Annotated in this window: 9 protein-coding genes and 1 pseudogene; 2 read left to right on the top strand and 8 right to left on the bottom strand. The window is 67.4% G+C overall.

The annotated features are described in order from the left end of the window. Positions 1-47: 47 nt before the first annotated feature. Positions 48-1,544 (bottom strand): CitMHS family transporter, encoded by a 1,497-nt coding sequence (locus tag G6R19_RS09750; RefSeq protein ID WP_163164357.1) that lies wholly within the window; start codon positions 1,542-1,544, stop codon positions 48-50. A 184-nt stretch (positions 1,545-1,728) separates the two neighbouring features. Between G6R19_RS09750 and G6R19_RS09745 the strand changes: the two genes are divergently transcribed. Together G6R19_RS09745 and G6R19_RS09740 are read left to right on the top strand one after the other, a co-directional pair. After that, complete coding sequence (locus tag G6R19_RS09745) at positions 1,729-3,465, top strand: sensor histidine kinase (RefSeq protein ID WP_240341821.1); 1,737 nt, start codon at positions 1,729-1,731, stop codon at positions 3,463-3,465. Next, positions 3,458-4,123 carry a response regulator gene (locus G6R19_RS09740; protein ID WP_163164356.1) on the top strand — a complete coding sequence of 222 codons (666 nt, stop codon included), beginning with the start codon at positions 3,458-3,460 and terminating at the stop codon, positions 4,121-4,123. Before G6R19_RS09745 ends, G6R19_RS09740 begins: the two co-directional genes overlap by 8 nt. Positions 4,124-4,139: 16 nt before the next feature. Here the strand turns inward: G6R19_RS09740 and G6R19_RS09735 are convergent, their stop codons facing one another. From G6R19_RS09735 to G6R19_RS09705, 7 genes and pseudogenes are all read right to left on the bottom strand, one after another. Beyond that, complete coding sequence (locus G6R19_RS09735; protein WP_163164355.1) at positions 4,140-4,523, bottom strand: RidA family protein; 384 nt, start codon at positions 4,521-4,523, stop codon at positions 4,140-4,142. 46 nt (positions 4,524-4,569) lie between these two features. Then, positions 4,570-5,074, bottom strand: a pseudogene (locus tag G6R19_RS09730) (GNAT family N-acetyltransferase). A 108-nt stretch (positions 5,075-5,182) separates the two neighbouring features. After that, complete coding sequence (locus tag G6R19_RS09725; RefSeq protein ID WP_163164662.1) at positions 5,183-6,019, bottom strand: inositol monophosphatase family protein; 837 nt, start codon at positions 6,017-6,019, stop codon at positions 5,183-5,185. A gap of 14 nt (positions 6,020-6,033) precedes the next feature. Continuing rightward, positions 6,034-8,313, bottom strand: coding sequence for an NAD-dependent DNA ligase LigA (gene ligA / locus G6R19_RS09720; protein ID WP_163164354.1), 2,280 nt, complete (start codon positions 8,311-8,313; stop codon positions 6,034-6,036). A gap of 83 nt (positions 8,314-8,396) precedes the next feature. Next, entirely contained in the window at positions 8,397-9,020 is a 624-nt protein-coding gene (locus tag G6R19_RS09715; protein WP_163164169.1) for a hypothetical protein, read from the bottom strand. A gap of 120 nt (positions 9,021-9,140) precedes the next feature. Then, positions 9,141-13,586, bottom strand: coding sequence for an FtsK/SpoIIIE domain-containing protein (locus tag G6R19_RS09710; protein ID WP_163164353.1), 4,446 nt, complete (start codon positions 13,584-13,586; stop codon positions 9,141-9,143). Continuing rightward, positions 13,583-14,287 carry a hypothetical protein gene (locus tag G6R19_RS09705; protein WP_163164352.1) on the bottom strand — a complete coding sequence of 235 codons (705 nt, stop codon included), beginning with the start codon at positions 14,285-14,287 and terminating at the stop codon, positions 13,583-13,585. Before G6R19_RS09705 ends, G6R19_RS09710 begins: the two co-directional genes overlap by 4 nt. Between the last annotated feature and the right edge of the window lie 33 nt (positions 14,288-14,320).

Genomic DNA, 14,320 nt, shown 5'->3' with positions numbered 1-14,320 from the left:
CATACCGGACCAGCGGCCACGAGGGCCAGCAGTACGGCAGCTACAGACTAACCGATTCCGATGGCTCCGGTCAGCATGCCAATTCCCAGCATGACCAGGGACACCACGGCGCTGCGCCACAGCACCTTCTTGTGGTGGTCGCCGAGGTCAACCTTGGCAAGCGACACCAGAAGCAGGATTGCGGGAACCAGCGGGCTTTGCATGTGGAACGGCTGGCCTGTGATGGAGGCGCGGGCCATCTCAGCGGCGCTGATGCCGTAGTGGCCGGCGGTCTCGCTCAGGACGGGGAGAACGCCGAAGTAGAAGGCGTCGTTGCTCATGAAGAACGTCATGGGGATGCTCAGGACGCCGGTGATGACCGCCAGGAACGGGCCCATGGACGTGGGGATGATCTGTACCAGCCACGCGGACATGGCTTCCACCATGCCGGTGCCGGTGAGCACGCCGGTCAGGACTGCCGCGGCCATGACCATGCTGACCACGGCCACGATCGACGGTGCGTGGGCCACGATCTGGGTGGCCTGGTCCTTGACGTTGGGGAAGTTCACCAGCAGGGCGATGGCCGAACCCACCATAAACACGTACGGCAGGGGCACGAGGTCGGCGATCAGCATGCCCATAACGGCGATGGTCAGGCCGAGGTTGAACCACTGCAGCTTGGGGCGCAGGGTCTTGCGGTTCGGGTCAAGGGCGGTATCCGCCATGGCGGTGTCGCTGTCATCCACGAGGTCTTCGGTGCGTTCGAGTACGGCCACGCCGGAGCCGGTTGAACCGCCGACGGCGGGGGCTGCTCCGCCGGGGTTGGTCCCCTTGCGTCCGCGGCCGGTTCCGGAACCACTGGCAACACCGGAAGGGCGCGTGCCGCCGTCGAACCCTTCAGCGGTGAAAGGCTCTGCCGTAGACGGTGCTTCCCAGATTTCCGGGGCAGTGGCGCGGAGGCGGTTGCGCTCCTGCAGGCCAAGCAGCCAGGCAAAGGCCAGGACGACGGCGATGCCGGCGAGGAGGGAGGGAAGCATCGGGACAAAAACATCGTTGACGTCGATCTTCAACGCGCTGGCGGCGCGGGCCGTGGGGCCGCCCCACGGCACGATGTTCATGGTGCCGTTGGCCAGGCCGGCCACGCAGGTAAGGACCACGGGGCTCATCTTCAACCGGAGGTAGATGGGCAGCATGGCCGCGGTGGTGAGGATGAACGTGGTTGAGCCGTCGCCGTCGAGGGACACGGCGGCCGCGAGGATGGCGGTACCCAGCACTACCTTGGCGGGGTCGTTGCCCAGTTTGCGGAGGATAAACCGGACCAGCGGGTCAAAAAGGCCCACGTCGATCATCAGCCCGAAGTAGATGATGGCGAACATCAGCAGGGCGGCTGTTGAGGTCATGGCCTTCATTGAGTCCATCACCATGTCGCCGATGCCAAGGCCGGCACCGGCGAAAAGCCCAAAAACTGTAGGGACGATGATCAACGCCAGCACTGGCGTCAACTTTTTCGTCATGATCAGCACCATGAATACCGCGATCATTGCGAATCCAAGTAATACCAGCACGGCCGGCTCCTTCTTTGTGAACAGCGGCACAGCGTTGTGACGCGTGCTACAGACTGTAGAGTGGCCGCCGTCACGGCCGTGCCTTTGGCTCAATTGATTGGCATACTGCTTATTGCGAGCATTTTGCTCATTCTGCTCACAGCACTCCGCACGCCCCGGCGGGCCACCCGCATCAAGGAGGATCATGCAGCGTTCCAGCCCCCGCGCGCCGTTGCGGTTCTCCACCCAGACGCTCCTGCTCCAACTTGCGGTGGTCCTTTTGGTGGTTCTGCTCAGCGCCGGCGTCCACGCGTGGCTGACCTATGACAGGGTGGGCAGCGAGGCGGAGAACCAGGCGCTGACGCTCGCGCGGACCGTGGCCTCGGACCCCACAGTGCGGGCGGACGTGCTGGCTATCAGCGAACAGGCCGGCACTCCCCCGGCTGCCGAACTGACCGCCGGGCCGCTGATGGCGTCGGCCGAAGCAGCACGGACCCGGACCGGAGCCCTGTTTGTGGTCATCACCGACGAAACGGGACTTCGGCTGGCACATCCGGACCCCCGGCGGCTCGGCGAACGGGTGAGTACAGATCCGTCCGAGGCCCTGTCCGGCCGCGAGGTCACCACCCGGAACACCGGGACGCTCGGCCCGTCGGCCGGGGCCAAGGTGCCCGTCTACGCTCCGGGCAGCACCACTGTGGTGGGCGAGGTCAGCGTGGGCTACTCGATGGAGACAGTAGGCCAGAGCGTGGCCCGTGACATTGGCCCAGTTGCCCTCACCGCCACAGGTGCCCTCATCGCCGGCGTCCTGGGATCCTTCCTGCTGCGCCGCCGCCTCCAGCGCCTCACCCTGGGGCTGGAACCGGAGGAGATCAGCAGCCTGGTCCACGACCAGGTGGCAGTTCTCCAGGGCGTGGACGACGGCGTGATCGGCGTTTCGGCCGACGGCCGGATCAGCGTGTTCAACGCCGCAGCGCAGCGGCTGCTGGACTTGCCGGACCTGACCGGAACCGCGTGGGAGGAGGCGCCGGTACCGGACCAGCTGAAGTCCCTGACCCGGCCCGGCCCCGGCCCGGATGCCGCCCTGGAACTGGTGGCCGGCGGGCGGGTTTTGGTGGCCAACGCCCGCAAGGCACTCCACCGGCGTGAGGACCTGGGCTGGGTGGTGATGCTCCGCGACCGGACGGAACTGCAGCAGCTCACCCGGCAGCTGGATGCCGTGGGCACCATGTCCACCGCGCTGCGGGCGCAGCGCCATGAGTTCGCCAACCAGCTGCACACCATCGCCGGATTGATGAGCATCGGAGAGCACCAGCAGGCACGCGAGTACCTCGCGCGCCTGGCGGCGACCGGACCGCTGAAGTTCCCGGTCGACCAGGCCGAGCTGCTTCAGGACCCTTACCTCCAGGCCTTCGTGGGAGCGAAGGGAGTGGAGGCCGACGAACGGGGCGTGGCCTTGCGCATCGGACCGGAGACCCTGGTCCGCGGCCAGGTCACCGACGCCCAGGACGTCACCACCGTGCTGGGCAACCTGATCGATAACGCAGTCAACGCGGCCGTCGCAGGCTCAGCTCCGGAACGCTGGGTTGAACTGGAAGTCATGGATGACCCGGGCGACGACGGCGGCACCCTCCACGTGGTGGTCGCGGACTCCGGCGACGGGCTGGCTGAGGGGACGGACGCGGAAGCCGTTTTCGCCGAGGGTTTCACCACCGCTTCCGGCCCCGTCCGTGCAGGCGGGGGCCAGGGCTTCGGACTGGCGCTCGCGCGGCAGCTGGCCCGGCGGCGCGGAGGCGACGTCAAGCTGCTGGATCCGGGCGCCCACGGCGGGCCCGGAGCCGTCTTTATGGCCACGCTCCCCGGCACAACAGCAGGACCGAAGAAAGCTGAACACACAGACGCAGGGCTGAAGGATCCAGCCGGAAAGGACAACGATGGCTGAGGACTTTCGCGTGCTGATCGTGGATGACGATTTCCACGTCGCGAAGCTGCACGCCGCCTATGTGGATTCCGTGGCGGGCTTCCTGGCGCTGGCACCGGTGGGAACGGCGTCGCTCGCGCTCCAGGCCATCCACAGCCTTAGGCCGGACCTGGTGCTGCTGGACGTTTATCTCCCGGACGCCTCCGGCCTGGACCTGCTGCAGCAACTGGATGTTGACACCGTGATCCTCAGTGCGGCCTCGGACGCTGCCTCCGTCCGGGTGGCGTTCCGCCGCGGGGCTCTGGGCTACCTGCTGAAGCCGTTCACGTCCGAGTCGCTGTCCCAGCAGCTGCGTTCCTATGCTCGGTACCGGCGCCTGCTGGGCCAGCCCGGCGCCCTTGACCAGGATGCGGTGGAGCGGGCCAAGCGCGCCCTGATCCCCGGCGACGTCACGCCGTCGTCAAAGCCCCGCTCGGCGACGGAGGCAGCGGTGCTTGAATCGCTGGTGCCGGGTGAGCAGTATTCGGCGGCGGAAGTGGCCGGCCGGGTGGGTGTTTCCCGGGCAACGGCGCAGCGGTACCTGTCCTCGCTGGCTGACGACGGCGCGGTGGATATCCAGCTGCGCTACGGGACCACCGGCAGGCCGGAGCACCGCTACGGCCTGCCGGTGGTCCCGTAACCCGAAGGGTACGGAGCTAGCCGGCGCTCTTCTGCGCCACGAGCTCAATTTCCACCAGCATCTCCGGATCCAGGAACGGAAGGACATGGACCAGGGCCAGGGTGGGCCGGATGTCGCCGAAGACCTCGCCGTGGGCACGCCCCGCTTCTTCCCACTGGCTGATGTCCGTCAGGTACAGCTTGGACTGCACCACGTCCTCGAAACCGAAGCCGGCGTCCGCCAGGACCTTGCCGAGCTTCTGCAGGATGAACTGGGTCTGGGTGTAGAAGTCATTGCCCACGATGCCGTCCTCGCCGCTCGCGGCGGTGGCGGAAATGTAAAGGGTGTTGTCCACCTGGACGGCCCGGGAGTAGCCGAGGGTCTGTTCCCAAACGGAGCCGGTGCCGAAGGTTTTGCGCATGGTGGGCCTTTCGAAGCTGGAGTGATTCGGCACCACTTTAGGGCGGCTACAGGTCCAGCCGGTAAACCAGCAGTTTTATGTCAGTCCCGGGCACGAACCAGTCCCGTTCCGGGACCCTGGCGAACCCGGTTTTGTTGTACAGGCCGCGGGCGCTTTCCCAAGTGCTCCCGGTGGTCAGGGACACACCATTGACCCCGTCCAGTTCCCTGGCGTGTTCCAGGATGGCCGCCATCATGGCCTTGCCGGCACCGCTGCGCTGCACGGCCGGGTCCACCACCAGCATGCGGAACTCCAGCTCATCGTGCAGGGCGATGTCCGCGTAGGGCTCCCCGGCGCGGGCAAGCGTGACGGACCCGACCACCTGCCCTGCCCGTTCGGCCACCCACACGGTTGCCTGGCCAGCCCGCAGTGCAACGTCCTGGACCTTGCGCATGTAGGGGTGGTCGGCGTCGTCAAAGTACCCGGCAGCCAGGTAGGAATCCCTGGTGATGCGGGCAACGGCGTCGAAAATCTGTTTCGACGGCGGGACGGACAGTTATCTGCGAATGCACCCGTCAATGGTAGTGCTACCAGCCAGTAGCAGTGTGCAAAACGGGGGTTTCCGTGACTGAACTATCACGCGGGTCCGGCCAGCGGGCCGGGGCCCGGCGGATGCGGCCTCAGAGCGGGAATTTGCCGGACAGCTCCAGGCTCGCTGCGCAGGTCCAGGCGTCGAGCCGTTCCTGGTCACTGGGCCCGCCGTCGAGGGGACTGGTCAGCCGGGGCCGGCGGACCCAGCACCCGGCTTCCTCGGCGATCAGTGCCCCGGCTGCAAAGTCGTGCTCGTTCAGCCCCCGCTCGCCGAACGCGTCGTGGGTGCCGTCCGCCACCAGGCACAGGTCCAAGGCGGCTGATCCCAGCCTGCGGACGTCCGCAAAACCCGCCAGCAGTTCGGCGAACTGGGCGGCCTGCTCGGAGCGGACCTGCGGGTCGTAGTTGAACCCGGTGGCGAGGATCTGGCCCTTGCGCCCGGGGACCGGCCCTTGGAGCCGGGTCAGGGCGCCGTATTCCTCCAGCCACGCGCCCTCGCCGCGGGCAGCGTAATACACGCGCCCCAGCGCAGGGGCATTAACGACGCCGGCCAGCCAGACGCCGTCGGCATCGGCCACTGCCACCGAGGTGCCGTAGTAGACGATATTGCGGATGAAGTTGGTGGTGCCGTCCAGCGGGTCGATGGACCAGCGGTAGCCGGTGGCCTCCGCCGGCCTGGTGGTTCCGTGCTCCTCGCCGGTGATGCTGTCATTGGGACGGGACGCGGAAATGACGTCCCGGACCGCGTGCTCTGCGGCGACGTCGAAGGCGGTGACCCAATCACCCGCGTCACCCTTGTTGCTGGCCTGAAGTGCCTCGGCGCTGCGGCCGGCGAGGACTGCGGCGCCGGCGGCGGCAGCCCGTTTGGCTACCTCCAGCAACCCGGCGGGCGATACCTGGGCACCGGCTCCCCCAACGCCGCCCACAGGATTCCCGCCGCTCACGGGGTTGCCTCCGCCGCGGCTCCGTCTGCCGCATCCGCCAGTGCTGCCGTGTCCCCCAGTGCTGCCGGACCGCCGGCCAGGAGTTGCCTGAAGCCGTCCTCGTCCAAAACGGGAAGGCCAAGCTGCTCGGCCTTGTCCAGCTTGGTGCCGGCGTTCTCGCCGGCCACCACGTAGCTGGTGTTCTTGGAAACGGACCCTGAGGCCTTGCCGCCGCGGATGAGGATGGCTTCCTTCGCCTCGTCCCGGCTGAAGTTCGGTAGCGAGCCGGTGACCACCACGGTCAGTCCGGCCAGCGTGCGGGGCACGGATTCGTCCCGCTCGTCTTTCATCCTGACGCCTGCTGCGGCCCACCGGTCGATAATTTCCAGGTGCCAGTCCTCGGCGAACCATTCCTTCATTGCGGCGGCGATGGTGGGTCCCACGCCGTCCACGTGGGCCAGTTCCTCCTCCGATGCCTGCCGGATCGCGTCCATGGTGCCGAAGGCCGTGGCCAGCGCGCGGGAGGCGCGCGGCCCAACGTGCCGGATGGACAGCGCCACCAGCACCCGCCACAAGGGCTGGGTTTTGGCCTTCTCAAGTTCGCGGAAAAGCTTCTCGGTGGTGGCCGTGGGCTTGGACGGCAATTTCGCGGTGCCCTTGCTAAAGAAGTACGGCACCAGCTCGTATTCCCCGGTGGCCACACCCTTGGAGCGCTTTTCACGCCGGATCCTGACCTCGGCCAGCAGCTCCGGCGTGAGGTCGAACAGTGCCGCCTCGGTGGTCAGCGGCGGGACGTCCGGTTCCGCAGGCTGGGTCAGGGCGATGGCCGCTTCCCAGCCCAGGGCTTCAATGTCGAAAGCACCGCGGCCGGCGAGGTGGAACACGCGCTCGCGCAGCTGGGAGGGGCAGGATTTTGAGTTGGGGCAGCGGATGTCCACGTCGCCCTCCTTGGCCGGGGCCAGGGGCGTGCCGCAGGAGGGGCATTCGGTGGGCATCACGAAGTCGCGGACCGGAGGATCCTGCTGGTCACGCAGGGCCAGGACCGGGCCCACGATTTCGGGGATGACATCGCCCGCCTTCCGCAGGATAACGATGTCGCCGATTTTCACGCCCTTGGCCTTGACCACGTCCTGGTTGTGCAGGGTGGCCATCTCCACCGTGGAGCCGGCGACTTTGACGGGCTCCATCATGCCGAAGGGCGTGACGCGTCCGGTGCGGCCCACGTTGACCTGGATGTCCAGGAGCTTGGTATGGACTTCCTCGGGCGGGTATTTGTAGGCGACAGCCCATCGGGGCACGCGCGTGGTGTAGCCGAGGGCCCGCTGGGTGGCGAAATCGTCCACCTTGACCACAATGCCGTCAATCTCGTGCAGCAGCTTGTGGCGCTTGTCCCCGTACCGTTTGATGAAGCCAAGGACCTCGTCCAGGCTCCCCAGCACTTCGGAATAGGGGCTGACCGGCAGGCCCCAGTCCCTCAATAAGTCGTAGGTTTCGGACTGGCTGCGCGCCTGGAGTCCTTCACGGGCACCGATGCCGTGAACGAACATCTGCAGGGGCCGCTTGGCCGTCTCGGCCGGGTCCTTCTGGCGGAGCGAACCGGCTGCGGCGTTGCGGGGGTTGGCCAGGGGCGCTTTGCCGGCTTCGATCAGGGCTTCATTGAACTCGGCGAACGCCTGCGACGGGATAAACACCTCGCCCCTGATTTCCATCTCCGCGGGAAACCCCTGACCGCTCAACTCCTGCGGGATTTCCTTGATGGTGAGCACGTTGTGGGTGATGTCCTCACCGGTGGTGCCGTCACCACGGGTAGCGGCGCGCACCAGCTTGCCGTCCCGGTACAGCAGGTTGACCGCGAGGCCGTCAATCTTGAGTTCGGTCAGCCACGCCGGCTGCTGCGAGCCGTCACCCAGTTTGGCGATGCCGGCCGATGCTTTGGTGAGCCAGGCCTTGAGTTCCTCAAGGGAAAAGACGTCCTCGAGGCTGTACATCCGCTGCAGGTGCTCCACGGCGGCGAAGGCCGCGGAGACTTCCCCTCCCACCTCCTGGGTGGGAGAGTCGTTGGACACCAGCTCCGGATGAAGGGCTTCGATCTCCTCCAGCCGCCGGAAGAGTCCGTCGAATTCGGCGTCGGAAACCAGGGGGGTGTCCTCCTGGTAATACGCGAACCGATACTTCCGGACGAGATCGACGAGGTTTTCGTATTCCTCGCGGACCGACTCAGTGGGGATGGCTTCCGGTTCGCCGGGGGCGGCGGTCCGGGTGGCGGTCTGTTCTAAGGGGCCTGGTCCTGTGCTCACAGACCTATCTTGCCCTACCCCGGCAGGTCGACGCTGGCAGCGGGGCTGCCTGGCCCCGGGGGGCGCCGTTGATGCCTGGCAGGTCAGTGCGCTCCGATGCGCTGCCTGCCCCACCACGCGAAGGCGGCGCTGGCCACACCCACCAGCAGGACGCCGGCGGTGATCGGGAGGAGTTCCGGACCACCGGGGCCCCGGCCGTCCGCAGGGGAAACGGCGGCCACCTGGGTGGCCTTGGCGGACCTCGTGACCGGGGTGTTCCAGTTCGATGCGCTGGTGGGGCCGTTCGACGGGGTGGGGCCGGCGCCCGCTGTGGAGTCTTCGGGGGCAGCCTGGGCCGGGTCAGTTCCTTCCGGCGCCGGAGCAGCGGAAGGGTCGGCTGGAGCGGGAACAATTGCCGGCGGCGCAGCAGGCGCGGCAGGCTGCTCCGGCGGTGCAGGTGCTGCGGGCTGGGCGGGCGGGGGTGCCTGTTCCTTTGCCTTCCGCGGCCGCTCGGTCTCCGCGGGCGGCGAATCTTCCCCGAGGACAGGCAGGCAGAGAATCAGCTGGCACTCGGCGGGAGCCTGCGTGGAAGATGATGTGGCTGCAGGCGTTGGATCCGGAGAATCAGCTACTGCCGGACCCGCCGGAAAGAGGCCCACGGAGATCGCCAGAACCGTTGCTGATGCCGACGCCGAGGCAACGCGGAGGACCTGTGAGGACGGGGTCATTGCTACCTTTCGATGCGCGCAGTCCCCCCACCGCGGCTTTCTGGTGTTCCCGGTAGTCTTCTACACCGCGCTGCAGGGCCGCAAATCCTCCGGCCCCGCGGCCCTGCAGTTGCGTGCCCGTCAGTCCCTGTTTTCGGGCGGCAATGCCACCTGGATTTTGCGCGCCTTACCGCGTCCCACCACGTACCCCCGGCCAGGGATGAAATCCGGGCTGACCCGGCCCAGGGACGTGTTCAAGAGGCTGTCGCCCTCGATATCGCCAGGGTTCAGCAGCAGTCCCCGGCGGCCCGATTTGAAGGGCTGCGCCAGGGACCAGGCCGAGGACCAGGTGGAGCTTTCGGATTCCCCGATGACCCACTGGTCGGCCTTGATGGAAGCGGTGACCAGTTGGCCCACCCCGGATTCGGCCAGGGTGTCCGTGAACTCCGTCAGCCCCTCGATGAAGATCCCCAGCGCGCCCGGGTTCCCCGAGGAATGCTCCACCAGGTCTTCCACCACCTCAGCCACGTCGTCGGCGCCCACCACCGAGCGGTTCCAGATGGGCAAGGAGGCGACGGCGGACCGGCGGGCCCCGATGTAGATGAGCTCCGTCCCGGGGTTGGACCGGCGGAGGGCGTAGGCGAGGGTTACGAGTGCGACTGTCCGGCCTGCACCGGGAGGGCCGGCGAGGAGCAGCGGGCCCCTTGCCATGATCCCGGCCGGCTGGAGTGTTTCGTCGTCCACACCAATGACGGGCAGGTCGGGGCCGCCGGCAGGAAGGACGTCCAGGTCCACCTGGTCCGGCAACCGCTCGATGCCAGGGGCCACATCCAGGCCCTGGCGCAGCATCGCTTCACTGAGCTTGTGTACCTCGCGGGCCTGCAGGGCAAGGTTGGAGTTCCCGCCCAGGACGGCGAGCTGGACTTCCAGGCCGTCCAGCAAGCCCCGGCCGGGCGGCGATCCGGCCCCGAGCACATCCCGCGGGACGTCCAAGGAAATGTAGTCGTCCTCCGAGGACAGGCGCAGGACCAGGCGGCGCTGGATGGAAGCCAGCAGGGAGGCAGGGACCGCATTGGGCCTGTCCCCCGTGACCACCAGGTGGATGCCCAGGGCCCGGCCGTCGGTGGCCAACTGGAGGAAGATGTCCCACAGTGCGGACAGCCGGCTGTGTTCGTACAGGTCCCGGAAGGCGGACATGCCGTCCACCAGGACAAAGATCCGCTTCTCTCCGGGCTTGTTGGCGAGCTTCCGGTACTCCACGATGGTGGACGCACGCACCTCGGCGAAGGCCGCGGAGCGCTGCTCGGCGATGTCCTGCAGCAGGCGCAGCAGGCGCCCGACGCGTTCGACGTCGTCGCCACTGATGATCTCTCCAACGTGGGGCAGTTCCTCAAGCATCCGCAGCCCCGACGATCCGCAGTCGATCCCGTAGACGTGGACGGGCCCGCCCCGGGGGGTTACAGCGGCGGCAATGGCAATACCCCGGAGGGCTGCCGATTTGCCGGACCCGCCCGTTCCGTAGATGGCCATATTGCCGTCTTTGTCCGGTTCGTAGAAGACGGTGGGCTGGTCCTGGCGGACTGGGTCATCTGCCACCCCAAGGAGCAGTTGTTCGTCGGTGCGGGGGTTGGGCAGCCTGGAGAAGTCGTAGGTCTTGGCCAGTTCGTCCAGCCAGGGTTTGCGCGGCGGCCGGATGGCCAGTGAACCGGCGGCACGGACGATGGTGGCAGTCATCCTGGCGATGTCATTCGGGCCGGCAGGGGCCTCAACTTCCGGCTTTTCAGGGGCAGGCGCCTCCCAGCTGGGTCCGGAGCCGAAGGCCATTTCCACGACGTCGATCTGGGGCCGCTGGGGCCTGTCCGTGGTCCAACCGCCGGCGTAGCCGGTCTGGAAGCCCTGGATCCGGCCGGGTCCGGTCTTCGCTGCGCCGCGGCCCGGAATTGAGGGGTCGAAGTAGGCGGCATCGGGGACGCCGAGGATGTCCGTGGCGTCGTCCTCGTCCGCCATCCGCAGCGCCACCCGCAGGTTGGTGTTGGCCCGCAGGCTGTCCTTGATCACACCGGCAGGGCGCTGGGTGGCCAGGATGAGGTGCAGGCCCAGGGACCGCCCGCGTGCTGCAACATCCACCACGCCATCCACGAACTCCGGAACCTCATTGGCGAGCGCCGCGAATTCGTCCACGATGATGATCAGGTACGGCGGCGCTTCCGGGTCGGCCTCGCGCTGCAGTGCCAGCAGGTCCTTGGCCTTCTTGCGGTTCAGCAGCTGCTCGCGGTGATGGAGTTCGGCGCGGAGCGAGGTGAGGGCGCGGCGGACCAGGTGCGGCGAAAGGTCCGTTACCAGCCCCACGGTGTGGGGCAGGTTGATGCAGTCCGCGAACGCCGCTCCGCCTTTGTAGTCAACGAACAGGAAACTGACCCTGTCCGGGCTGTAGGCGGCAGCCATGCCCATCACCCAGGACTGCAGGAACTCGGACTTGCCGGCGCCGGTGGTTCCGCCCACCAGGGCGTGCGGGCCCTCGTTCTTCAGGTCCAGGTAGAGCGGTTCAATACCCTTGGAGCCCACCAGGGCGCGCAGCGTGCCGTTGTCCTTGCGGTTGGCCACGGCGCTGGCGTGCACTGAGTTGTTTTCCGTCCAGCGCTCGGCAATGGCCTGGGGGTTGTCCAGGAAGTCCTTGCCGATCAGCGTGGCATAGGAGACGGCGCGCGGGAGGTCGGAGTCGTCGGTGACGGGCTTGCCCACGTCCACCACGGGAGTCAGCATCCGGGCCAGCTGGGCGGCAAGCTCCGCGTCCACGCTTTCGCAGCTGACGGGATAGGTGTGGCGGCCTAGGCGCACCTGCCCGGTGGTGGTGCCGTGCTCGCCGTCCACCGCCATAAAGTCGCGGCAGGCAGCAGGCAGTGCTTGGATGCTGGTGGCAACCCAGAGCACGTGGACGCCGGCGTCGGGTCCGCGTTCGGCCAGGCGGGTGAGCCGCCCCCGGTCCACGGGGGCGTCGTCCTCCACGATGACGAGCACCGCAGGAACCACTGGCTCCTCCACCTCGTGCTTGGCCGGGTCCAGCCCCGGGCGAAGGTCCGGGCCGGCCCGCTTCGCGGCGGCCTCCCTGGCCTCCACCAGGTCCTCAAGCCGGGCCACCAGGGATGCGCCGCCGGCAGAACCGGCAGCAAGGTGGTCACCGGACAGGGGGCTGTGCCCGGAACCTACGTGCGGCAGCCACTGCAGCCAGTTCCAGCGTTCCCGGGACTGGGCGGACGTGATGGCCGTGAGCACCACTTCGGCCGGCGAGTGCAAACCGGCAAGCTGGAGCACCATGCCGCGTGCCACGTCGTCCACCAGCCCGCGGGCACCGGCGATGCCCAGCGAGCCGGCCGTCCGGAACTGGGACACCACCGGAACGCCCTCGATGTCCCGGAACTGTTTGAGGCAGTCCTGGATTTCGCGGGCGTACTCCGCCTCGGTGTCATTGTTCGGCGGTTCCTCCATGCGGATGCGTGAAGGGGCAGTACCCAGGCCAAAACGCAGGCCCAGGAACCCGTGGTGTTCGGGCCGGTGGGTCCAGAGCAGCGGACCCAGTTTGTAAATGGCGTCAACGGTGTCGCTGACGGAAGGTGCTTCCTGCAGCCGGACGGCGCGTTCCACATGCTGGAGGTCGGTGATGTCCTCCCGGAAGGCGGCCATGGAAGCGCGGAAGTGCTTGAGCTGTTCCTTCTGCTGGCGCCGGGTCCGCATCTTCTGGTCCACATAGTGGCCCAGGATGAACAGCGGCATCATCATCATGAACAGCACCGAGAGCGGGTTGCTGGTAACGGCGAAGATTACGGCGCCCATCAGCAGCGGAGCGATCATCATGATGTACGGGAACGGATTGTCTTCCGGACGCTTCGGTCCGGCCGGCACTACGCGCTTGGGTTCCTCGAACCGGGGAACGACGCGCGGTGACCGGTTGAAGTCCACCAGGGGCGACGTCGGCGCTGCCGCCCGGTTATGGCCCAGCGGAACCACGGTGATGGTGGTGTCGCCCAGCGTCACGGTGTCCGAGGAGTTGAGCGTTGCACGGGTCACCGCAAGGCCATCCATCAGGAGCCCGTTCGCCGAGTTGGTGTCCACGATTTCCACGGTCTCCCCTACCGTGAGGCGGGCGTGGCGTTTGGACGTCAGTGGATCCGTCAGCCGGATGTCCACGTCCCTGTCCCGGCCAATGTAGCTGGTGCCCGAAGGCAGCGGAAATTCGCTGCCGACGTCGGGCCCGGAGAGGACGCGCAGGGTGGCGGCCGCCGGGCCGCGGTTCGCCCCCGGGGCACCGAAGTGCTCGCTGACCTGTGCCAGCGACACCACGGAGCCGGGGCGCAGCCCGGATTCAAGGAGGTTCTCTTCGCGGGCGAGGATATTGCCGCGCACGCCGCCGCCTACAAACGCTTCTTCGATGCGCAGCGAGAGGTTCTCGGGGGGCAGCGTTCCCTTGCGGGCAGGGTCCGCCGCCCACAGCACTGTTGCCACGTCGGCCACCGTTGCGAGGCCGTCGACGGTGATGGCGAGGTCCTTGGCCTCGGCCGGATCCCGGCGGAGTGTCAGCCGGATCCTCATCCTTCGTCCACGCCCCTCATCTTCTCGAGGAGGTACAGGTCATCGGCCGTGACGAGGTGCGAGGTGACGGCATGTTCAACGAGCCGGGCGCGTCGGTTGGTGGCAAGTTTGCCCCCGCCGCCGCGCAGGCCTGCGACGCCCACCCGGTCCAGCTTGTCGCACACATTGTCGAGCTTGCGGTTGAAGCGAGTCAGCGCCCAGCCAAGCGTCCTGGCGGCCGCGGCCGAGGAGGGGATGGCGCTGAACCCGGTCCCCTCGCGCCGGAGCATGGGTTCGGCGAGCGCTACGATGAGCGCCTTTTGCGAGTCGGTGAACACCACGGGACCGATGGTGGTATCGCCGTTGCTGTCCTCGTCCCGCGCCTCCTGGCGGAAGGACGGCGTTTTCAGGTGCACGGCGAATTCGTAAGTGGTGGGCCCTGCCGTGAAGATGATGTTGGTGTGGCTGAAGACCAGCGGGATCCGGGCACCGGGCGAGAGCCAGGCCTGCATGCCGCCAGAACCGTCCGCCACAGTGGCCGAGAGCATGCTGCCCACGTTGCTGAGCCACCAGATTCCGTCGTAGCGGGCCACCTGCAGGAACTGCCGGTGCAGGTACGGGTTGTCGTCCACCTCAAGGTCGCCTTCACGGCCGATGTTGAAGACGTCCTCGTCCGATGGCTCGTACCACTCACCACAGAAATCTATTGCCAGATCCCCCATTTTCCGTGCCTCCTCGTCGGGCAGAACTTTGCG

This window comes from Arthrobacter sp. Alg241-R88, from assembly GCF_900537115.1.
Taxonomy (GTDB): Bacteria; Actinomycetota; Actinomycetes; order Actinomycetales; family Micrococcaceae; genus Arthrobacter.
The sequence above is the reverse complement of the archived record's forward strand: the minus strand, read 5'-3'. Positions and strand labels throughout refer to the sequence as shown.